Source organism: Zobellia russellii, from assembly GCF_018728565.1.
In the GTDB taxonomy this organism is placed as follows: Bacteria; Bacteroidota; Bacteroidia; order Flavobacteriales; family Flavobacteriaceae; genus Zobellia; species Zobellia russellii.
Genome location: NZ_JACSOI010000011.1, coordinates 40,515 through 63,555, shown reverse-complemented (window position 1 = coordinate 63,555; position 23,041 = coordinate 40,515). Strand labels below are relative to the sequence as shown.

Sequence of the window (23,041 nt, the reverse complement as noted above, 5' to 3'; positions counted from 1 at the left end):
CTATGCAATTTTGGTAATCTCGGCAACGTGTTCTTTACGGATAGGTTTGTTGTTAAAGGTAATGGTGTGGCAGGTTTTCTTTTTAAAATCTTCCCAGTTGTCCAAATCAAAGGTGTCTATTGAGGATGTAATGATATTTACCCTAACTTTTTCTGTAAGAGGTAAAGTTATAAATTCATCCAAGAACTGCCAACCGTCCATAATTGGCATATTTATATCCAAGAAAATTACTTGTGGTACCTTTTTGTTTTGCTGAAGCCTATTTTTAATACCTTCAATCGCCAACTTTCCATTACGGTATACTGTAATATCATTGCAATCAACTACAAGACTCAGCATCTTTTGAATGCCAAATACCGTAATTGGGTCATCATCAATAATACAAATACTCTCAATTTTGTTCATTAAAATATATTTTGAAGGTAGTTCCTGCACCTACCTTACTGGCAACCGTTACTTTGCCGTTCATTGCTTCTATTTGGTTTTTGGTAATGTATAGACCAATTCCTCTGGAATCACTATGGTCATGGAAGGTCTTGTACATTCCAAATAACTTGCTTCCGTATTTTTTAAGATCAATACCTAATCCGTTATCTTCAATAGAAAGCACTATGTACCCATTTTCGCTTATTGCGCTTAATGTAATTAAAGGTGGTCTGTCCGGATGTCTATATTTAACGGCATTTGTAATGAAGTTCATTAAGATGCTATCAATATATGCGGGAATGACTTTAATAGTGGTATGCTCGGATATGGCGTTTACTATTTTGGCATCGTGATTTATTAAAAATGCCTTTAAGTTCCGTTTTACGGAAACAATACGCTGGTTTAACCGAACTGGCTTTTTCTCAAGATTAATATTTGTATTTATTGCTACTACTTCATTTAGGTTTTCTAAAGTCTCAAGTAAATTGTCCGAAGCTTGGGTAAGCATTTTTATGATATTGGACTTTTCTTCTTCGTTCTTTTCGCTGGCAAGAAAATCCAATAGCATGGAGAAATTAGCGGTGTGCGAGCGTAAATTATGCGAAACGATATGAGCAAAATTTACCAATTTTTTGTTCTGTTGCGAGGTTACGTTGATTAGGTCTCGAAGCTCTTGTTCCTTTTGTTTAAGGTCAGAGATATCCATGCTAATACCTACTAGTCCTTGGGCCTTACCATTATTACCTTTTAGCGGTATTTTAGACGTAAGGAAAGTTGAGACCCTACCGTCTTTGGTTTCATTAATGGTCTCTCTGCCCAACATGGGGGTTAGGGTTTCCATTACCTGTAAATCCTCTGCTCTGGAAATTAAGGCTACCTCTTTACTAAAAAGCTCAAAATCATTTTTGCCCAATAGTTCTTCGGCGCTCTGTACGCCCATATAGTCACATTCCGATTTGTTCACTAGAATTTTTCTAGATTCCGTATCCTTTATAAATACGTTTAGTGGCAAATTATCTATTAACGTGCGTAATAAGAGTTCGTTTTCTTTGGTCTTTGTTTCTGATTGAACTTGTTTTTCTATGTTTTGTAAAGTTCCTTTTATTCCTACAATTTTGCCGTCTGAGTAGGTTGGCATACCAGCTACCTGAACCCAGATTTCTTTTCCTTTAGAAGTTTTAAACTGTAATTTTTCGTTCCAACTAGTGCCTTTCGTCATGGTTTCATGAACCAGCATAGATACCGTGTTTCTGCTGTACCCGTCTTTATATGCGGATAAGGCGGAGTCAAAGGAAAATTCATAATCTTCCGGGACATCATGAATTTGGCGTATGACATCACAACAAATAAGTTTGTCATTTATTATATCATAATCCCAAACACCTATTTTGCTTATTTCGCACATGGCGTCAAGAAGCGATTGAAGTGTGTTTACTTGCTCCTCTTGAAGCTTTTTTTCTGTGATGTCTTCAAAATGAATGATGAGACCAACAATTTCATGGGTCTCGTTTTGCCATGCCGTGCAGGCCCACTTGTACCATTTTGAGCCAGTAGCACTGTTTAAATTATAGCTTACACTGGTGTCATTAGATTTGTCTGAAAGACATTGGTAAAGTGTGTTTTCCCAATTATCACTTAGAGTGGTGAAAAGTTCATTAATGGGTTTGCCAAATGTAGTTTCTGAATCAAATTCAAAATTGGAAAGGAACTTATCGGACGCGTAAATAACCTCGAACTTTTTGTTCGTGAAAACAGTGGCCGTGGGCAGCTGTTTTACTAGGGGGTTATTTAGTCTAATTTTCGTTCCGTTCAAGGTCATGGTGTAATTTCTGACTAAAATAGATGCATTTGACCTTATATCTAAACCTTTGTTGTGAATAGTATCAAACTCGTTGTGTTGTTCAAAAAAAAGGTTGTTTGGTCAAACAAAAAACTGCAATGTGTTGTATTTACCTACAAAATACAAATTTAATTTAATAAATCCTTATTTTAAAATAGATAATAGAAAGAAGAGTAAATGATTATGAGATACGTACAGTATCAGGTACAAGACTGGTATAGTTACCACCATTTCTAATTACATCTCGTACTATTGAAGAACTGATGTAAGATTTTCCTGAAGATGTTAATAAAAACACGGTTTCTATTTCTGACAATTTTCTGTTTGTATGCGCTATAGCCTTTTCAAATTCAAAATCTCCAGGGTTTCGTAAACCCCTTAAGATGAAGTCGGCATTTACTTTCTTACAAAAATCTACAGTGAGCCCTTCATAGGTGAGGACTTTTATTTTTGGTTCATCTTTAAAGGCTTCGGCTATAAACTTCATTCGCTCTTCTAAGGAAAACATATATTTTTTTTCGGCATTTACACCAATAGCGATAATGATTTCATCAAAAAGGGTAATGCCTCTTTGGATAATATCTGAATGCCCCAAAGTAAGGGGGTCAAAAGAACCAGGGAATATAGCGCGTCTCATGTATGAATGTTCTAGTTGGAGTTGTTCTCTTATAAAGTTAGCCTTTTTTATTTAAAGCTTCTTCCACGGCACTAGTGAATAATTCTTCTAGTGAAATCCCGGCTTTTTCCGCTTGCTGGGGTAGGATGCTTTCGGTAGTAAGACCAGGTGTTGTGTTCATCTCTAACATGAACGGCTCGTCTCCAATAAAAATGAATTCGCTTCTAGAGTACCCTTTCATTTTTAAAATCTCATAAGCGCGCTTTGCCAATTCTTCAACCTTTACTTGTTGTACTTTTGAAATACGGGCAGGGGTAATTTCTTGAGATTTTCCTTCGTACTTGGCTTCATAATCAAAGAAGTCGTTTTCAGATACGATTTCGGTAATAGGTAATACTTTGGTTTCTCCCTTATAGGTAATAACGCCAACGGAAACTTCGGTGCCGTCTAAAAAAGCTTCTATAATAATTTCATCATCTTCTTTATAAGCTTTTTCTATAGCGCTCTTTAAATTCTCTTGTTCATGTACTTTAGATATACCAAAGCTACTCCCGGCTTTGTTCGCCTTTACAAAACAGGGCAATCCTACCTTATTTATAATAGCTTCCTCATCTATTTCGTCGCCCAAGTTTAAATAATAGGATGGGGCGGCGTTTATTCCGTAAGGTTTTAGCACGCTTAAAAGGTCGCGTTTATTAAAGGTAAGTGCAGATTGGTAATAATCACATGAGGTCTGCGGAATATCCAGTAGTTCAAAATAAGCCTGCATTAGTCCGTCTTCACCTGGTGTACCATGTATTGCGTTAAATACACAGTCAAAACGTAAAGTTCCCGTTTCCAAACTAACGGTAAAGTCGTTTTTGTTTATAGGATGTTCGTTTTCATTATCATCTACATAAACCCATTTTTCTTTGAAAATGTGAATACGATGGGTGTTAAACTTATGTTTGTTGATGTAGTTATGTACCACATTTCCACTCTTGAGCGAAATTTTATATTCGCTACTATAGCCACCCATAATAATGGCAATATTCTTCTTCATACGACCGTTTAAATTTTACTCGATAAAACGAAACCGAAATTAAACAAAAAAAGCAACACGAGTTCACTATATTTGTTGCGTTAAAAGGAACCCAATGCGTAATTTCTTCAATTTTTTAAAAAGTAAAGTATTTTTTATCCAGATAGGTTTGGCCCTGTTGGTCTTGATTTTATTTGTTTTTTTTATGCTACGTTGGTTAAATTCAACCACTAATCACGGGGAATTTGTAGAAGTGCCCGACTTTTCCAAAATGTCCGTGCCGGAAATGCGCAAATCTGTTGAAGAGGCCAAATTGAGATATGAGGTTCTGGATTCCGCAAATTTTAATCCGGATTACCCTAGATTTTCCATTATAGAACAAAATCCGCCTGCGGGTAATAAGGTTAAGGAAAATAGAAAAATTTATTTTACGGTAAACCCTTCTGGTTATAAAAAAGTTTCTGTTCCTAATATTATACAGGTTACTCAGCGTAATGCAGAATCTATGTTACGTGCCGTTGGTCTAGATGTGCAACGTGTTACCTACATAGATCAATTGGGTAAGGACATGGTCTATTACATAAAATATAAAGGAAAGCAGATCAAGCCGGGCGATAAATTACCAAAGACTTCTAAAATTGAGTTGGTTTGTGGCAATGGTTCCATAACCGAGGAGGCGAGGGTTCAAGCAGATTCAGAATAATTTAGATGCAGACACCGGAAAATCAAGAATTGAACGATGATGAGCTTTTTGAGCACCATCGTGTCATAGCCTCAAAAGGTCAAGTGCCATTAAGAGTAGATAAATTCTTAATGAACTTTATAGAGTATGCTACCAGAAATAAAATACAGCAATCCGCTAAAAATGGACATATTTGGGTAAATGGTACTATTGTAAAGCAAAATTACAAGGTAAAGCCCAACGATGAGGTCAAGGTTTTGTTTGAGCACCCGCCCCATGAGTTTCTTTTAGTTCCAGAAGATATTCCTATTGATGTTGTTTACGAAGATGATGTTCTTCTTGTAGTAAACAAACCTGCAGGTATGGTCGTCCATCCCGGCCATGGAAATTATTCCGGGACTCTTATTAATGCCCTTTTGCATCATACAAAGGATTTGCCCAATAACAGTAATGAGCGTCCAGGGTTGGTGCATCGTATAGATAAGGATACTTCAGGGCTTTTGGTGGTTGCAAAAACAGAAGCAGCCATGACCCATTTGGCAAAGCAATTTTTTGACAAGACTTCCGAAAGGGAATATGTTGCTCTGGTTTGGGGCAATGTTCAAGATGATGAGGGTACTATAGAAGGTAATATCGCAAGAAACCCAAAGAACCGTTTGCAAATGCAGGTCTTTCCTGATGGGGAAGAAGGCAAAGAAGCCGTAACCCACTATTCCGTTACGGAAAGATTGGGGTACGTAACACTGGTATCCTGTAAGTTGGAAACGGGCCGTACCCATCAAATTAGGGTGCATATGAAGTACATTGGCCATACCCTTTTTAATGATGAGCGCTACGGTGGGGATAAAATATTAAAGGGCACTACATTTACCAAATACAAGCAATTTGTAGACAATGCGTTTAAGATTTTACCGCGTCAGGCGCTGCACGCAAAAACCTTAGGATTTGTACATCCCGTAACTGGTAAGATGATGCGTTTTGATTCTGAAATTCCTCAGGATATGGTAGAGTGTATAGAAAAGTGGAGGCATTACGCACAACACAGCAGTTAATCCATAGATAACATTGATAATCGTATCGATAACTCTTTTCTGGAGCCATAGGTTATATTGATAATCATCAGTATTTTTGTCTTACGTTTTTGAAAATAGACACGAGTATGAAGATTGTTATCTCACCCGCAAAGTCACTGGATTTTGACAAAGAATACCCTAGATTTAAGGAAACACAGCCTCAATTTTTGGAAGAAGCTTTAAAACTGAACAAAGTTTTGGCAAAGAAAAACCCTAAAGCCTTATCTGAGCTTATGGGCATTTCGGATAATTTGGCGCAATTAAATTATGAAAGGAACCAGAATTTTGAGGTGCCCTTTACCTTAAAAAATGCGAGACCTGCCATATATGCTTTTAATGGTGATGTGTATCAAGGATTGGATGCTTATACCATGCCTTCGCATAAAATGGAAAAATTACAAGAAAGACTACGCATTCTTTCGGGTCTTTACGGTATTCTTCGTCCGTTGGATTTAATGCAGCCGTATCGTCTGGAAATGGGTACGCAATTAAAGGTGGGACGAAAAAAGAACCTTTATGAATTCTGGAAAAAGACACTGACCAATAAATTAAACGAAGAGCTGCAGGATGATGAACTTTTCATTAATCTAGCAAGTAATGAATACTTTAGTGCAATTGATAAAAAAACGTTGAAGGCACCGATCATTACTCCGGTCTTTAAGGATTGGAAGAATGATAAGCTCAAAATCATCAGTTTTTATGCGAAAAAAGCCCGTGGTTCTATGGTGCGTTACATCATAGATAAAGATGTGAACACTTTAGAGGAGCTTAAAGGCTTTAATTATGATGAGTATGAATACAGTGAGGCCCATACAGTTAAGGAGAACGAACCCGTTTTTATCAGGTAGTTAGTAAAATAACCTTATGAAAGAGCACTTTTCTGTTGAAGAAAACATCCTGTTTGATTTTTTCAACCAGGTATATCCTCTTACTGAAAAAGATTTTGAGCCTTTGGCTAAGGTTATAAGGAAGAAAAAAATAAAAAAGGGAGAATTTCTGTTGGATATAGGGCAAGTGGAAACAAAAACCAGTTTAGTTTTAAAAGGGTTTATCCATCAGTACACCATTATTGAAGATAATCTGTTTACAATCGATTTTTCTTTGGCGGGTATGAGTTTCAATAACTTTACAAGTTATATGGAGAACTCACCTTCAGATCAAGTACAGGAAGCATTAACTGATTCTGAAATTATCTATTTTGAAAAAGAAGATATAGATAAACTTCTATTAGAAAGCCACCCGTTTTCTATTATTTACACGAAGTTATTTGAACAAGTTCACCTAGAGCGGGAAAAGAGATCTTTAATACTACAGCATAAGAACGCCTACAAAAAATATGAGCTTTTTTTGAATACAATTTCTAAATCTAAAAGGTTTTTAGAGGAGGTACCTCAAAAGTTAATTGCCAATTATTTAGGTATGACTGCAGAAACCTATAGTAGGGTTAAAAAAACATACCTAAAAAACGCTTAGAAGGTAATTTCTTGATTTGGGATAAGTTTTAAGTTTTAAAGATTTTGGACTTTTGAAGCAAAGTCTAAGGCTATGAAACTTGGAACAATTCTTATACTCTCCATATTATTATTTAGCTGCTCTAATGATGATGATAGTTTTGAAGTCAATGGTAAAAAGGTACAATTTGTTGTAGCGTCTTCAATAATAAGTGACAGTTACCCTGTTCATGTATTTCTTCCGGAAAATTATAATACCAATTCAAAACATCAATTGATTATTGCTTTGGACGGAGACACAAGGTTTAATACAATTGCCGGTATTATATCGGATAAAGTACAAAGCGAAAGTATACCTTCTTGTATTTTGGTTGCTATTGGTAACAACAATCAGAGAAATAGAGATTATACTCCTACAGCTTATGCCCACGGTTCTGGTGGTGCTGAAAAATTCTATCAATTTATTAAAAATGAATTAATACCGGAATTAGAATCTAGGTACAGTATAGATCCATCCAATAATAAAACACTACTTGGCCATTCCTTTGGTGGACTATTTACACAATATGTAATGGCTCAAGAAAGAGCTTCAAACCCTTTCAATAAATTCATATCAAGCGGTACATCATATTGGTATGATGCTGGGGTTATATTTGAGTTTGAGGAGTCTTATGCTAATTCTCATAACGATTTGGACGTGAAATTCTACAATGGTATGGGCACCTTAGAAGGTGGGGTTATGTTGGCATCCTTTGCGGAAATGAATGAAAGGCTCAATTCTAGAAACTATCCAAATTTTAAGCATAGGAGTGAATTAATAGAAAAAAGTGGACACAGTGGTTCTGCTAGTGAAATATTTAAAAAGGGATTGGACTATGTATTTATCGATTAAAGCAATAGTGATTATTTTATTTCTCTTTTTTGGGTCAGCTTTATGCGCGCAGAAAACAAATGGTAATTCAACAGAGATAGGGGTGCTCGCGGCTGGTGATGAAGCTCTGTATTACGGTGCTTACGGTAAATATACTGTACCACTTTCCCAAAATAAACATCATTTTACTTTGGGATTTTCAATGGTTGCATATTTTGATTTTAAAGGAGAATCTGAGCCTGATGCATATTTAAAAAATGATGTAGATATGCGTTTAATACCAACGGCAAATTTTGGATACACTCTAAATTTTAATAAAATACAGTTAAGTGCTGAAGTACCTATTGGTGTAAGTTTTGCAAGTACAAAAGGAACCTTGGTCAATGAACGAATAGGCTTTGAAAGGGACTTTTCTAATAATGAAACTTTTTTTAACTACGGCTTGTCTTTTTCTCCAAAATATAAGCTTAGTAGCACCAGTAGTCTTGGGCTTTACAGTTTTTTTCCCTTAGTTAGTGATAAAGCGCAATCAGGATATCAAATCGGGATTGGCTGGACAATAACTTTTGGACATAAATAAATAAAACAATTCTAGTCTTATCTGCTATCTATAATCCTATAAACCCAGCGTAAAAACCAATCGCTTTACATCTAGAAACCATTATTTCTTTTTCTTTATATCAATTTTTTCTTCTACGGTGGGGCGTCTCTTGATTTTTCTTGGTCGCCTTGCTCCATAAGATCTATTTGCTATTTTACCTCTTCTTGATTTTTTGTCTCCTCTTCCCATAATATGTAGTTCTTTTCTTCAACATACAATATTAAGTCGGGAATGTCAAATGAAGGGTCTTAAAGTCACTTTGTTCGTCAGAAGAAACTTCACAAAATTCCTATAATTTATAAGAATATCATATTGTTATCCTAAAGCAAAAAAGTTAAGTTTGTTTGAATCGGTTTTTTAGGTACGAATTTAAACAACGCAACACATGAAAATAGAAAAGGTTTTAGTAGCGAACAGAGGAGAGATAGCTATACGTATTTTTAGGGCCTGTGTTGAAATTGGTGTTCGTACCGTTGGAATATATACCTATGAAGACCGGTATTCCTTGCACCGTTATAAAGCCGATGAATCGTATCAGATAGGTGAAGATAATGAACCTTTAAAACCCTATTTAGATATTGATGCCATTATTAAAGTGGCCAAGGAAAATAATGTAGATGCCATTCATCCCGGGTATGGCTTTCTTTCTGAAAATTCCAAATTTGCCCAGAAATGTGCAGATAACGGTATTGTATTCGTAGGGCCTAAAGTTTCCGTATTAAGGGCGTTGGGTGATAAAATTACGGCCAAAGAGGTAGCGGTTGCCAATAACATTCCTATTATACAAAGTAGTGATAAGGATTTAAAAGATATAAAAATTGCTCTTGCCGAAGCAAAGCGAATAGGTTATCCGCTTATGCTAAAGGCGGCTTCTGGTGGTGGAGGTCGTGGTATGCGGGTTATAAGAACTGAAGAGGAATTAAAAAAGGGATTTCCGGAAGCAAAAAGGGAATCGTTGAATGCTTTTGGTGATGACACCGTTTTCTTGGAAAAGTTTGTGGAGAATCCCAAGCATATTGAAATTCAGATTGTAGCGGATACCCATGGTAATATGGTTCACCTTTATGAGCGGGATTGTTCCGTGCAAAGACGGTATCAAAAAGTAATAGAATTTGCTCCGTCCATCGGGCTTCCCCAGGAAACGAAGGATAGTCTTTATAAATACGCCATTGCTATATGTAAGGCGGTAGATTATAATAATATTGGTACGGTAGAGTTTTTGGTAGATGATGATGGTAGTATCTATTTTATTGAAGTAAACCCACGCGTTCAGGTAGAGCATACGGTTACGGAAATGATTACCAATATCGATTTAATAAAGGCGCAGCTTTTTATCGCTGGAGGGTATAAACTATCGGACACGCAAATTAAAATACCCGATCAGGAGTCCGTTCAAGTTACGGGAATTGCCTTGCAGTGTAGAATTACAACAGAAGACCCTTCCAATGACTTTAAACCAGATTATGGTGTAGTTACAACGTATAGAAGTGCTTCTGGTTTTGGTATCCGTTTAGATGCGGGTAGTATTTATCAAGGTGTGGTTATTTCGCCCTTTTTTGATTCTATGTTGGTAAAGGTTTCTGCGCGCAGTCGTACGCTAGATGGTTGTTGCAGAAAAATGAGGAGAGCCTTGGCAGAGTTCCGTATTCGTGGTGTGAACACCAATATGGCTTTTCTGGATAATATATTGAAACATGATACTTTCCGTGAGGGTAAAGTAACGGTGAACTTTATAAAGAACGAGCCTAAACTTTTTGAGTTTGTAGAGCCAAGGAACAGGGCCAATAAACTAATTACATTTTTAGGGGAAACTATTGTAAACGGAAACCCGGACGTTAAAAATTACGACCCTAACCGTAAATTTACGAAACCAAAAGTACCGTTTTTTTCAAAAGCAGATACCTATCCCAAGGGTACAAAAGACCTGTTAACGGAAATGGGGCCTGAAAAATTCGCACAATGGTTGAAAGCGGAGAAAAAAGTCCATTTTACGGACACTACTATGCGTGACGCCCATCAAAGTTTGCTGGCCACACGTATGCGTACGGTAGATATGATGAAAGTAGCCGAAGGCTATGCCAAGAATCACCCTGAGATTTTTTCCATGGAGGTTTGGGGCGGTGCAACTTTTGATGTTTGTTTAAGGTTTTTACATGAAAATCCATGGGAGCGTTTGGCTCTTTTGAGAAAGGCAATGCCAAATGTGTTGTTGCAAATGCTAATCCGTGGTTCCAATGGAGTTGGTTATACTGCTTATCCTGATAACTTGATCGAGAAATTTGTAGAGGAATCTTGGAACACGGGTGTGGATGTTTTTAGAATTTTTGATTCTTTAAACTGGATGAAGTCCCTTGCGCCCTGTATTGAACACGTCCGAAAACGAACAGGCGGTCTAGCGGAAGGTTCTATCTGCTATACAGGCGATATTTTAAATCCGTCTAAAACAAAATATGACCTTAAGTATTATGTACAGTTGGCCAAAGATATAGAAAACGCCGGAGCGCATATTCTTGGGGTAAAGGATATGGCCGGACTTTTGAAACCTAATGCGGCTTTTGAGTTGATTCAGGCACTAAAATCCGAAATAAATATTCCCATCCATCTACATACCCATGATACATCGTCGGTACAGACAGCTACCTACTTAAAGGCCATTGAGGCCGGTGTAGATGTGGTAGATGTAGCTTTGGGGGGACTTTCCGGACTTACTTCCCAGCCTAATTTTAATTCGGTGGTAGAAATGCTTCGCTTTAACGAACGGGAGCATAAATTGAATACGGAAAAATTAAGCGAATATTCAGATTATTGGGAAGCTGTTCGTAATTACTATTACACTTTTGAGTCCGGGTTAAAATCCGGAACGGGAGATGTATATCAGCATGAAATACCAGGAGGACAATATTCCAATTTAAAAGGGCAAGCCATAGCTTTAGGTCTTGAGACCAAATTTACCGAGGTTACTAAAATGTATGCTGAGGTTAATCAAATGTTTGGAGATATTGTAAAGGTTACCCCTAGCTCTAAGGTAGTGGGAGATATGGCGCAGTATATGGTAAGCAATAACCTCACGGTAACGGATGTAATGGAAAAAGGACAGGATATTTCTTTTCCGGAATCTGTGAAAAGTTTTTTCCGCGGAGATTTGGGCCAGCCCGTGGGTGGATTTCCTAAAAAGTTGCAAAAGATTGTTTTAAAAGATGAAAAACCGTATTCCAATAGACCAAATGCCCATTTGGAACCTATAGATTTTGACAAGGAGTTCAAGGCTTTTAAAAGAAAGTTTAAAAAGGGCATGGGAAGAGAACTTGAAATGACGGATTTTCTATCCTTTAAGTTATATCCAAAAGTTTTCACGGATGCCTATAACAATCATGTAAAGTATGGTAATGTAGTGAACATACCTACCAAGAACTTCTTTTACGGTATGGATGTGGGTGAGGAGATAATGGTAGAATTGGAAGGTGGTAAAAACGTACTTATTTCTTTAATGCTCAAGGGTGAACCTGATGAGGCTGGCAACGTTAGTATTTTCTTTAAGATCAATGGCCAGTTGAGAAATGTGCTGATCAAGGATACCTCTGTAAAGGTAGAAAAACAGGAAAATGTAAAAGCGGATACGAGCGATCCAAAACAGATAGGGGCACCCTTGCAAGGCTTACTATCCAATGTGTTGGTAAAACCGGGTCAGGAAGTAAAACGCAACCAACCATTGTTCGTTATTGAAGCCATGAAAATGGAGACTACGGTAACGGCTACGGAAGAAGGTGTGGTGGCCAAGATTCAATTAAAGGGTGGTTCTTTGGTTAATTCGGAAGATTTGGTGCTGACGCTTAAATAGGTGTATTTTTGCATCTATGTTTTTACATGCACACCCTTACGAGCCTTTTATTTTTGAAGAAACGGAAAAGTTAATCGTTGGCACGCTTCCACCGCCTAGGTTTACTACGGGAGAGTTAAAGCCTGATGATGTAGATTTTTGCTATGGAAGTAGAAATGGTATGCTTTGGCCTATACTTGATCGTATCTTTGAGTTGGGGTTGGTATATGAAAACACCCATTTTGCTATTGAGCAACGCAAGAATTTCTTACTCAAGAATAAAATTGGCGTTTGTGATATTGTAGAAAGTGCCGAACGTTATAAAGTAGATGCGTCTGATTTAGGAATGCAAAATGTGCGCTTAAGAGACCTGCTTTTCTATTTGGAACAGTACCCTAACCTTAAAACCGTGCTCTTTATGGGGGGTAATAGCAAAAACGGACCCGAATATTTTTTTAGGAGACTTCTAAAACCTTTAGGGCATAAATTAAAAACAATTTCCGAACACGTACCACGAGTCTACGAATTGCAGTTGCCCAAATCCAAACGTACGGTTCGTACGGTTTCTTTAACGGCACCATCAGGAGCAGCAAATAGGGCAGTAGGCAGTTTAGATGCGTATAAAAGAATGAAAGCTGCAGATGCCAGTTTTAACACACTGGATTTTAGGGTGATGCAGTATCGTGAATTTTTCACCTCTTAAGAAGGTCTCTTCAGCCAGATTAAAATAGAATTCATATAACCGTAAACTAAAAAGAGTCCTGTCAGTTAAGACAAGACTCTTTTACGAGAACACTATATGAAAATGAAAAAATTTAAATCCGTATTAATTACATGGTAAATGTACCTAGATATGAGGTTGCCGGGTAATTATTGTTGTCAAGGCTGTTGTTTTTGTGGTGTAGTGTGGTATTTTTGTTATATGATGTATTGGAGTGGTAATAGTCATGGATTATTGCCGATATTTACCAATCGAAATCGATATATAATTGTCTTTAAATTTTAAAATAACATATGCCGCATTCAGAAAGATTGGTTGAGTTTAAAAAATCGGTCAACAATAAGTTTAACGTTTACAACAGCCTGTTCTTAAATTTGCCTTATCGCAATATTGAGAACGTTGGTATGCTTATTCCATTATTGTTGGATCAGTGCCAAAAAGGATTGGGTTCAGGTCTTAATCCCGAGGAAATTCTAGAAGGTTTTTTTAAGAATTATGCAGATATCGATTCTGAGAAAGACCAAATCGATTTTATGTTCAAAATCATACAGTACGTAGAAAGACAAGTAGTGTTGTATGATAGTGTTGAAGACGCTGCTTTTCCTAAACTACAGGAACACACCCGTTCATTATCCATTAAGGATTATTTTGAATTGGTTGATAAGAACAAAAGCTGGGATAAGGTGTCCAAGAAATTATCATCTTTTAGTGCTCGTTTGGTTTTAACGGCGCACCCAACGCAGTTCTACACACCTGCAGTTTTGGATATTATTGAAAAATTGCGTTCTCTTATTCTTGAAGATAAAATAGATGATATAGATGTAGCCTTGCAGCAGTTAGGTTTAACCTCGTTGATCAACTCTAAAAAACCTACTCCTTTAGATGAGGCCAAGAACATTATTTACTTCTTGCGCCACGTGTATTATAACGCGGTAGGTGATTTATATGCCTATATCAAAGAGAACATCAACAAAGCCGATTTTGAGAACCATAACATAATGAAGTTAGGTTTTTGGCCAGGGGGCGACCGTGATGGAAATCCGTTCGTAACTGCAGATATTACTAAAGATGTGGCAGATGAACTACGTCTTAACCTAATGAAGTGCTATTATAATGATTTGAAGATCATTCAGAAAAAATTGACCTTCAAAGATGTTCAAGAGCCTATTCAAAAGCTTCGTAGCAACTTATATACTGCTATGTTCGATTCCAAGAAAACAGTAGGATATGCAGATATTCTAGAGCCACTTCTTGAAATAAAAGAGCTATTGATCAGTAAATACCACAGCCTTTACTTAAAGGAGTTGGAGAACTTTATTGATAAGGTGAAAATTTTCAAAACGCACTTTGCAACCTTGGATGTAAGACAAGATCATAGCAAACATGTCTTGGCCATAGAAAGCATATTGAAGCAGAATAATTTGATTAAAGAAGATATCAGTGAGCTTTCGCAAGATGCATTGGTAGACCTTTTGATCAATAAAGATTTGACGGTTAATGCAAGCGATTACTCAGAAGATATCGTAAAAGATACCATTACCAATATAAAACAATTAAAGAGTATTCAAGACACTAATGGTGAGGATGGCTGTAACCGTTACATTATTAGTAATTCGGAGGATATCTTTTCAGTATTGTTTGTTTTTGGGTTATTCAGATGGTGTGGTTGGAAGAAAGAGGATATTAGTTTTGATATCGTGCCTTTGTTTGAAACTATGAACGGTATGGATGGTGCAGAAAACACCATGCAAACGCTTTTTAACCTTCCTGAATACAAAGCACATTTAGAGAGAAGAAATAACAACCAGACCATAATGCTCGGTTTTTCCGATGGAACAAAAGATGGCGGTTATTTGAAGGCCAACTGGGCGATTTTTAAAACCAAAGAAACCCTCTCCAAAGTTTGTGATAAAAACGGATTTAACGCTATTTTCTTTGATGGTCGTGGAGGTCCACCGGCCCGTGGAGGAGGAAAAACGCACCGTTTCTATGCGGCACAGACCAAGAGTATTGCCAATCATGAAATTCAATTAACTATACAAGGACAGACCATTACAAGTACCTACGGTACCAAAGAGCAATTTATTCACAACAGTGAACAATTGTTAACCGCAGGTCTTTCCAATAATCTTTTTGGTAAGGAAAATGTAATTTCCAAAGAACATAGAAAATTAATAGAACAACTTTCTGAACTTAGTTTTGAGAAGTACGATGCGCTTAAGCAACATGATAAGTTTATTTCTTACCTAGAGAACAGAAGTACTTTAAAATACTATCAAAAAGCTAACATTGGTAGTAGACCGGGCAAAAGAGGAAATAAGAAGAAACTGGAACTTACAGATTTAAGGGCTATTTCTTTTGTAGGTTCATGGAGCCAATTGAAGCAAAATGTACCAGGCTACTTTGGTTTGGGTACGGCAATCCAAACTATAAAGAACGAAGGCAGAATGTCTGAGCTTAAAAAACTGTACAAAGAAGTACCTTTCTTTAAGGCTTTGATGAGCAATAGTATGATGTCACTTTCCAAGTGTTATTTTGAGTTGACCTCATACATGAAGCAAGATGAGGAATACGGTGCATTCTGGAATATACTGCATGAAGAGTATCAGTTATCAAAGAAAATGTTATTGCAGATATCAGGCAGTAAAATTTTGATGGAAAACGAAGCAGTTTCTCGGGAATCCATTAAAATACGAGAGAACATTGTTCTTCCGTTGTTGGTTATTCAGCAATTTGCATTGCAAAAAATAGGAAAGGAAACGAGCTTTAAGGATGAGTATGAGAAAATCGTCACCCGTTCGCTCTATGGTAATATAAACGCCAGTAGAAACTCGGCATAATAAACGAAAAGCCCTTACGTGAGTAAGGGCTTTTTTATTTTAAAAGTGCTGTGCACTATTGCTTGTTTTGTTGATCTTTAATAGTATCCTTTTCAATATCAAAGGTATTGGTGTCAATACCCGTATTCCCGTTTGGGTTTGTAGGATTACTTTGTTCTACTTTTCTTTTAAATTTTCTCTTATCATCAATCATTCCCATGTTGTTACGTTTTTTAGTTCAGTCTTAAACTAAGAAATGTAATTGGCAATCAGGGTTAAAGGCTTTTTAAACCTTTGTTAGGGAGTGTTAAAGTCTGAGAATTATCTAATAGTTTTGGTAAAAGTTGAAATTCCGTCAACACCGTGGCCGTTCAAATGTTTAATAAATGCCGAACCGATAATTGCCCCTTTTGAAGATTTCGTAGCTTGCTCAAAAGTTTCGGAGTTACTTATTCCAAAACCAACAATTTGAGGGTTGTTCAATTTCATATCCGCAATGCGTTGGAAGTAAGCTTGCTGTTCATCGCCAAAGCCGGATTGTGCTCCTGTAACACTAGCGGAACTTACCATATAGATAAAACCGTTCGAAACCGAATCAATAAATCGAATACGTTCATCCGAAGTTTGTGGCGTAATCAAGAATACATTTATAAGGCCGTATTTTTCAAAAGTCGCTTTGTATTCGTTATGATACACATCAACTGGTAAATCGGGTATAATGAGTCCGTCTATACCTATTTCCTGACATTTTTTACAGAAGGCCTCAACTCCATATTGTAGCATAGGATTAAAATACCCCATGATAATTAATGGAATGGAAACAGATTCACGAATATCCTTTAATTGATCAAAAAGAATCTCGGTGGTCATACCGTTTTTAAGCGCTGCAGTGGAACTTTGTTGAATAGTGGGGCCGTCTGCAAGAGGATCGCTAAAAGGAAGCCCTATTTCAATCATATCCACACCGTTTTTTTCCAACTGTTGAATAATTTTCACAGTATCTCCTAATTTGGGGTAGCCTGCGGTAAAATAGATAGAAAGTAGTTTTCCGTCTTCGTTTAGTTTTTCTTTTATTCTATTAGCCATAGTTTAAAATGCTATTTCCTTTTGTGAGGATGGACCAGTTTAACCCGAATTACTTTGGATAACCTAGTCCAGATATTTTATAGATTAAAAAATTCAATGTAATTGTTGAGGTCCTTGTCACCACGACCGGACAGATTGATTACCACCACATCTTCGGGCTTGAATTTTCGGTGTTCAAGAACAGCCAATGCATGTGAAGATTCTATGGCCGGGATAATGCCTTCGGTCTTACACAACAGCAATCCTGCATTCATAGCATCCTCATCCGTAATCGATATAAATTCGCCACGGCCCGATGCAAACAAATTGGCGTGCATTGGTCCAACACCAGGGTAATCCAATCCTGCAGAAATGGAATAGGGTTCCGTAATCTGGCCATCATCGGTCTGCATCAATAAGGTTTTGCTTCCGTGAATGATACCCACTTTTCCTAATGCCGATGTGGCGGCACTTTCACCAGTATCTATTCCTTTACCAGCCGCTTCCACAGCTATGATACCCACTTCGGGAACATCCAAATAGTGGTAATATGCACCGGCGGCATTACTTCCTCCACCAACACAGGCCACTACGTAATCTGGATTTTCGCGACCTTCTTTTTCTTTTAATTGCCATTTGATTTCTTCCGAAATAACGGATTGAAACCGGGCTACCATATCCGGGTAAGGATGTGGTCCCACAACACTACCAATAATGTAATGCGTATCTACCGGGTTGTTGATCCAATCCCGAATGGCTTCATTGGTGGCGTCTTTTAAAGTTCTGCTTCCGGAGAGTGCCGGCCTAACTTCTGCTCCTAGCATTTTCATACGGGCTACGTTGGGGGCTTGTCTGGCAATATCAATTTCGCCCATGTATACGATGCATTCAATGCCCATAAGCGCACAGACCGTTGCGGTTGCTACGCCATGTTGTCCGGCACCTGTTTCGGCTATAATTCTGTTTTTGCCCAATTTCTTGGCCATAAGAATCTGACCAATAGTATTGTTAACCTTGTGTGCTCCGGTATGGCAAAGGTCTTCTCTCTTAAGGTATATTTTTGTGTTGTATTTCTTTGAAAGTCTATCCGCAAAATAAAGCGGGGTAGGGCGGCCTACATAATCTTTCAACAACTGGTCAAACTCCTCCTTAAAGGAAGGTTCCTGCATAATGCGAATATAGTTCTGCCGTAGTTCTTCGGTATTGGGGTAGAGCATTTCTGGAATAAAAGCACCTCCAAACTCCCCATAATATCCTTTTTCGTCCGCTTGATACGTTTTCATATTCATTCGTATTAGGTAAATGGCATCAACAGATGTACTACTGTTTTAGGCCAAGTTCTTTTTTAAATTCTTTTACTTTCTCAACATCCTTAAGTCCCGGTTCTATTTCAAACTTACTGTTTACATCAATAGCATGGCAGTATTTTCCTTCGGGTCTCTTCATAAATTCTTTTAGGGAATCTATTTCGTTTAGACCTATGCCGCCACTAAGGAAATAAGGTTTGGTTGAGGGATATTCCTTAAGTACTCCCCAATCAAAAGCATAACCGTTGCCACCCGGTAATTCTCCCTTGGTATCAAAAAGGTAAAACTCGCACACGGATTCGTACGGCTTCAAGATGTCAAAATCAAAATTATTTTTGATTGAGAACACTTTTATAATTTGTACCTGCTTGGCTTTAGCCCTAAGTTGCGCACAGTACTCCGGACTCTCGGAACCGTGTAGTTGTACCAATAAAAGTTCGTAATCTTCAATACGAGCAACTACAGTTTCAATACTGGCGTCTACAAATACACCTATCTTTTTAACGGTATGGGGTATAGGTTTCATTGGGCCTGAAAAATGCCTTTTGCTTTTGTCCCAAAAAATAAAACCAAGATAGTCCGGTTTTAGGTTGGCAATTTCAGATGTATTTTTCTTCATACCACACACCTTCAGTTTAATCGGGGCATTTTCTATGGTAGAAGGCCCTTCTTTTTTGGTCGTGTAATGATAGTCCATTTTAGTCATTGCTATTGGGTCGCAATTACGACAATTGTTTTATGAATTTCTTGGCGTGCTCACCAGGATTGTCCGTTTTCATAAAGTTTTCCCCAATCAAAAATCCTCGGAACCCGTAAGGTTTTAAGTCCTGAATAGCCTCAATAGAACTGATGCCGCTTTCAGAAACCTTTACAAAATCATCCGGAATTAGTTGCGATAGTGATTTGCTGGTCTCCAAGCTCACTTCAAAGGTTTTTAGGTTTCGGTTATTGACGCCAAGCATATCCAGGCTGGGCATAATACTTTTGTGCAATTCGGCTTCGTTGTGTACTTCCAATAACACATCTAGGTCCAGACTTTTTGCCAATTCTGAAAACGTTTTTATTTCTTCTTTGGACAAGATGGCCGCTATAAGAAGAATGACATCCGCTCCGTGGGCTTTGGCCTCTAAAATTTGATATTCGTTAATTATGAACTCTTTTCGCAATAAAGGCATTTGAACTGCTGCACGGGCCAATAATAAGTCATCTAAAGAACCGCCAAAATATTTTCCATCCGTTAGAACGGACATGCCGCAAACTCCGCCATTTTCGTATCCTGTAGCTACATCTTGAACGTTCAACCCTTGGTTGATTTCCGATTTTGACGGAGAGCGACGCTTATGTTCCGCAATGATACCGCTATTGCTGTTCCGCAGTGCATTGCTCAAAGACACCGTACTGCGCGAGAACAAAACCGATTTTTCTAATTGTGAAACTGGAATAAGTGCGCTTTTAAGGTCTATTTCCTTACGTTTGTCGGCTACTATTTTATCTAGAATGTTCATGCTTATGATTAGCTCTTGAATACTGTTTTAATTTTTACTCAACTCTTGCAACTTCCTTAAGGCATTTAGGCCTTTCCCGGCTAAAAGTGATTCTTTGGCTTTTTCAAAACCTTCTTTTGGAGTTAGGTTCTTTACCGTTGCAATGGCAATTCCAGCATTGGCACACACCACATTGTTCTGTGCTTCCGTACCACGGCCTTGTAGTACGTTCATAAATATCTGAGCAGAATCTTCAATGGAGTCGCCGCCCACAATCTGGGACTGCTGTATTTTTTGCACACCAAAATCTTCTGGCTTTAACATGCTTTCACTGTTGTTGGAAATGGTTTTTGTATTTCCGGTCAATGATATTTCGTCATACCCATCCAAAGCGTGGAGTACGGTAAATTTCTTATCGGTGTTTTGATAAAGGTAGCCGTACATACGGGCCAATTCTAAATTAAAAACACCTACCATCTGATTTTTTGGGAATGCAGGATTAACCATTGGCCCTAACATGTTAAAAAACGTTTTTACTGCTAATTCCCTTCGGATAGGGCCAACATTTTTCATGGCAGGGTGAAAAAGAGGGGCGTGTAAAACACAGATACCTGCTTCTTCTATGGATTTTTTCAAGAAATCTGCCTCATTACTGAATTTTATACCAAGAAATTCCATCACATTGCTACTTCCACATTTTGATGAAACCCCGTAGTTGCCATGTTTGGTTACATGAACTCCAGCTCCTGCCGTTACAAAGGAGGCAAGGGTGGAAATGTTAAAGGTATCTTTTCCGTCTCCACCGGTTCCGCAAAGGTCAATAGGGTCGTATTCAGAAAGGTCTATTGCCATACACAGTTCCAGAAGTGCGTCACGAAACCCTTCCAGCTCATCTACCGTAATACTACGCATCATGTATACCGTTAGGAATGCGGCAATCTGACTTGTATTGTAATCTCCTTTAGCAATGTTTACCAATACTTGTTTTGCTTCTTCCTTGGGAAGAATATCGTGATTGATAAGTTTATTTAATGTTTCTTTCATGATACTGTTCTAACTACTGTTTAATAAGTTCTCAGGGAAACGGTTTTATTTAATTCTTGACCCAATTAGACAGGATTGTTTTGCCTTCTGGGGTTAAAACCGATTCTGGATGAAACTGCACTGCGGAAACGTCATAAACTTTATGACGTAAGGACATAACCTGACCGTTTCCATCAATAGAAGTGGCTTCTAGGCTTTCCGGTAAATTAGGGTCTACTACCCATGAATGGTAGCGGCCCACCAATAATTTTTTAGGAAGTCCCTTAAAATTAGGATCGTCTTTGGTCAATGTAATTTCCGTAGCAATACCGTGATACACTTCATCTAAATTAATAAGAGATCCGCCAAAAACTTCGCATATGGCCTGTTGCCCCAGACACACACCAAAAATACTCTTTGTAGGAGCGTACTTGGCAATTATCTCTTTTAAAAGCCCTGCCTCATCTGGAATACCAGGGCCTGGTGAAAGCACAATTTTATCAAAAGCTTCAACCTCCTCCAAAGTCAGTTGGTCGTTACGTTTTACAATAACCTGACAATCTAGGTCCTCTAAATAATGAACCAAATTATACGTAAAACTATCGTAGTTGTCTATTACTAAAATCTTCTTCATGGTTATATGGTTTCAGCAATTTTCAATGCCTTGGTCAATGCACCTAATTTGTTGTATGTTTCTTGAAGTTCGTCTTCCGGATCTGATGCGGCCACAAGACCTGCACCCGCCTGGTAATGCAATTGGTGATTTTTGCTTAAGAAAGTACGGATCATAATGGCATGGTTAAAATTGCCATCAAAATCCATAAAACCAATGGCACCGCCATAGTAGCCCCTACTTGTTTTTTCATATTTTTCAATGAGTTGCATGGCCATGTGTTTTGGTGCGCCGCTAAGCGTACCGGCAGGAAATGTATCTGCAACCACTTTCATGGTAGGAATGTCTTTTTTCTTCTGACCCACCACTTTAGATACTAAATGGATTACGTGGGAAAAGAACTGAACTTCTCTATAATTGGCAACTTTTACCATGCTTCCGTTTCGGCTTAAATCATTACGGGCCAAATCTACAAGCATTACGTGCTCACTATTTTCCTTATCGTCTTCGGTAAGTTCTTTGGCCAGGATAGCATCTTGTTCATCATTACCGGTGCGTTTAAAAGTTCCCGCAATAGGGTGGATTTCAGCATTACCATCCTTTACAATAAGCTGTGCTTCCGGTGAGCTTCCAAAAATTTTAAAATCGCCATAATCAAAGTAGAATAAATAGGGAGAAGGGTTTACACTACGAAGTGCACGGTATACATTAAATTCATCTCCTTTAAAACCTTGGGAGAAACGGCGAGACAATACCAATTGAAAAACATCGCCCCGTTGGCAATGTTTCTTGGCCAACCGCACATGTTCCCTGTATTCTTCATCCTCTAGATTAGAAGTGGCTTCTCCATCCAAGGAAAAATCATAGGAGGCAAACGTACGTACGTTTAAAATGTGTGCAATTTCGGCAGTATTTTCCTCGGAGTTATAGCAATGTGCAAAAATATAGGCCTCGTTCTTATGATGGTCTATAGCAATGATGTTTTGGTAGACCGCATAATAGATATCCGGGATGGTTACGGAGTTGTCTTTCTTACTGATTTTAACATCCTCATAATAACGTACCGCATCATAGGCCATGTAGCCAAAAATACCGTTGTTTATGAATTTGAAATCACTTTCTTCGGCCTCAAATTTTTTGCTGAAATCATGAAGTACCTTTACAACATCCGTATCCGGATTTATTTCCGTTTCGTTGGAAGTCTGATCGGGAAAACGTTCAACAATAGTTTCGTTCTCTATTTTTATAGAGGCAATAGGGTTGCAGCAGATATACGAAAAACTATTGTCCGTCGCATGGTAGTCGCTACTTTCAAGCAAAATACTATTGGGAAAGCGGTCTCTAATTTTGAGATAGACGCTTACCGGCGTAATGGTATCTGCCAGAATTTTTTTGTGATAAGATTTTAATTTGTACTTCATGTTGATAGTATTCAAATGCAAAAGGCTTGTCGTGATGACAAGCCTTTATATAGTTTTACTACAATGGTGCTAGCTCACGATATCTGTCGAGAGTTGTTCCACCACCAAGTATTTGTGTTATTTCTGTTCATTGGCTCAAATATAGAAATCATTTTTAAAACCACAAACCTATTGTTTGAAAAAAACAAAA

The 23,041-nt window shown here is 37.9% G+C and carries 22 protein-coding genes; 9 read left to right on the top strand and 13 right to left on the bottom strand.

Translation table 11 applies throughout. The annotated features are described in order from the left end of the window. The 4 genes from H9565_RS18855 to H9565_RS18840 form a co-directional block, all read right to left on the bottom strand. On the bottom strand, nt 1-405 hold the full coding sequence (locus H9565_RS18855) for a response regulator (RefSeq protein ID WP_215441923.1): 405 nt from the start codon (nt 403-405) through the stop codon (nt 1-3). Continuing rightward, a complete protein-coding gene (locus H9565_RS18850) occupies nt 392-2,245 on the bottom strand; it encodes a PAS domain S-box protein (protein WP_215441922.1) in 1,854 nt (617 codons plus the stop codon). The genes H9565_RS18855 and H9565_RS18850 overlap by 14 nt, the downstream gene beginning before the upstream one ends. A gap of 202 nt (nt 2,246-2,447) precedes the next feature. After that, nucleotides 2,448-2,903, bottom strand: a complete 456-nt coding sequence (gene coaD / locus H9565_RS18845) for a pantetheine-phosphate adenylyltransferase (RefSeq protein ID WP_215441921.1) — start codon at nt 2,901-2,903, stop codon at nt 2,448-2,450. 37 nt (nt 2,904-2,940) lie between these two features. Continuing rightward, nucleotides 2,941-3,924 carry a D-alanine--D-alanine ligase gene (locus H9565_RS18840; RefSeq protein ID WP_215441920.1) on the bottom strand — a complete coding sequence of 328 codons (984 nt, stop codon included), beginning with the start codon at nt 3,922-3,924 and terminating at the stop codon, nt 2,941-2,943. Between the two features lie 94 nt (nt 3,925-4,018). Here H9565_RS18840 and H9565_RS18835 point away from each other — a divergent pair, with 94 nt between their 5' ends. From H9565_RS18835 to H9565_RS18810, 6 genes are all read left to right on the top strand, one after another. After that, nucleotides 4,019-4,606, top strand: a complete 588-nt coding sequence (locus tag H9565_RS18835; RefSeq protein WP_215441919.1) for a PASTA domain-containing protein — start codon at nt 4,019-4,021, stop codon at nt 4,604-4,606. A gap of 5 nt (nt 4,607-4,611) precedes the next feature. After that, nucleotides 4,612-5,637, top strand: coding sequence for an RluA family pseudouridine synthase (locus tag H9565_RS18830; protein WP_215441918.1), 1,026 nt, complete (start codon nt 4,612-4,614; stop codon nt 5,635-5,637). A gap of 107 nt (nt 5,638-5,744) precedes the next feature. Continuing rightward, nucleotides 5,745-6,506, top strand: coding sequence for a peroxide stress protein YaaA (gene yaaA / locus H9565_RS18825; protein WP_215441917.1), 762 nt, complete (start codon nt 5,745-5,747; stop codon nt 6,504-6,506). Nucleotides 6,507-6,522: 16 nt separating this feature from the next. Further along, on the top strand, nt 6,523-7,131 hold the full coding sequence (locus H9565_RS18820) for a Crp/Fnr family transcriptional regulator (protein ID WP_215441916.1): 609 nt from the start codon (nt 6,523-6,525) through the stop codon (nt 7,129-7,131). Between the two features lie 72 nt (nt 7,132-7,203). Further along, entirely contained in the window at nt 7,204-8,001 is a 798-nt protein-coding gene (locus H9565_RS18815; protein ID WP_215441915.1) for an alpha/beta hydrolase, read from the top strand. Further along, a complete protein-coding gene (locus H9565_RS18810; protein ID WP_215441914.1) occupies nt 7,985-8,560 on the top strand; it encodes a hypothetical protein in 576 nt (191 codons plus the stop codon). The genes H9565_RS18815 and H9565_RS18810 overlap by 17 nt, the downstream gene beginning before the upstream one ends. An 81-nt stretch (nt 8,561-8,641) precedes the next feature. Here the strand turns inward: H9565_RS18810 and H9565_RS18805 are convergent, their stop codons facing one another. Next, a complete protein-coding gene (locus H9565_RS18805) occupies nt 8,642-8,770 on the bottom strand; it encodes a 30S ribosomal protein THX (RefSeq protein WP_215441913.1) in 129 nt (42 codons plus the stop codon). 196 nt (nt 8,771-8,966) lie between these two features. Here H9565_RS18805 and H9565_RS18800 point away from each other — a divergent pair, with 196 nt between their 5' ends. The 3 genes from H9565_RS18800 to H9565_RS18790 all read left to right on the top strand — a co-directional run bounded on the left by H9565_RS18800 (nt 8,967) and on the right by H9565_RS18790 (nt 15,959). Continuing rightward, entirely contained in the window at nt 8,967-12,419 is a 3,453-nt protein-coding gene (locus H9565_RS18800) for a pyruvate carboxylase (protein ID WP_215441912.1), read from the top strand. A gap of 16 nt (nt 12,420-12,435) precedes the next feature. Beyond that, entirely contained in the window at nt 12,436-13,101 is a 666-nt protein-coding gene (locus H9565_RS18795; protein WP_215441911.1) for a uracil-DNA glycosylase family protein, read from the top strand. Between the two features lie 311 nt (nt 13,102-13,412). Next, on the top strand, nt 13,413-15,959 hold the full coding sequence (locus H9565_RS18790) for a phosphoenolpyruvate carboxylase (protein WP_215441910.1): 2,547 nt from the start codon (nt 13,413-13,415) through the stop codon (nt 15,957-15,959). Nucleotides 15,960-16,014: 55 nt separating this feature from the next. On the opposite strand, the gene H9565_RS18785 is transcribed toward H9565_RS18790, so the two are convergent. From H9565_RS18785 to H9565_RS18750, 8 genes are all read right to left on the bottom strand, one after another. Continuing rightward, the gene (locus H9565_RS18785; RefSeq protein ID WP_215441909.1) at nt 16,015-16,158 is read right to left on the bottom strand and encodes a hypothetical protein; all 144 of its coding nucleotides are present in this window, start codon (nt 16,156-16,158) and stop codon (nt 16,015-16,017) included. Nucleotides 16,159-16,259: 101 nt separating this feature from the next. Then, on the bottom strand, nt 16,260-17,024 hold the full coding sequence (gene trpA / locus H9565_RS18780; protein WP_215441908.1) for a tryptophan synthase subunit alpha: 765 nt from the start codon (nt 17,022-17,024) through the stop codon (nt 16,260-16,262). A 77-nt stretch (nt 17,025-17,101) separates the two neighbouring features. Then, entirely contained in the window at nt 17,102-18,286 is a 1,185-nt protein-coding gene (trpB, locus tag H9565_RS18775) for a tryptophan synthase subunit beta (protein WP_215441907.1), read from the bottom strand. Nucleotides 18,287-18,323: 37 nt separating this feature from the next. Then, a complete protein-coding gene (locus H9565_RS18770) occupies nt 18,324-19,007 on the bottom strand; it encodes a phosphoribosylanthranilate isomerase (RefSeq protein WP_246560810.1) in 684 nt (227 codons plus the stop codon). A gap of 25 nt (nt 19,008-19,032) precedes the next feature. Next, on the bottom strand, nt 19,033-19,815 hold the full coding sequence (trpC, locus tag H9565_RS18765; protein WP_215441906.1) for an indole-3-glycerol phosphate synthase TrpC: 783 nt from the start codon (nt 19,813-19,815) through the stop codon (nt 19,033-19,035). A 27-nt stretch (nt 19,816-19,842) separates the two neighbouring features. Next, on the bottom strand, nt 19,843-20,838 hold the full coding sequence (gene trpD / locus H9565_RS18760; RefSeq protein ID WP_215441905.1) for an anthranilate phosphoribosyltransferase: 996 nt from the start codon (nt 20,836-20,838) through the stop codon (nt 19,843-19,845). A 49-nt stretch (nt 20,839-20,887) separates the two neighbouring features. Further along, a complete protein-coding gene (locus H9565_RS18755) occupies nt 20,888-21,451 on the bottom strand; it encodes an anthranilate synthase component II (RefSeq protein WP_215441904.1) in 564 nt (187 codons plus the stop codon). A 2-nt stretch (nt 21,452-21,453) separates the two neighbouring features. Next, entirely contained in the window at nt 21,454-22,851 is a 1,398-nt protein-coding gene (locus H9565_RS18750) for an anthranilate synthase component I family protein (protein ID WP_215441903.1), read from the bottom strand. Nucleotides 22,852-23,041 lie beyond the last annotated feature (190 nt).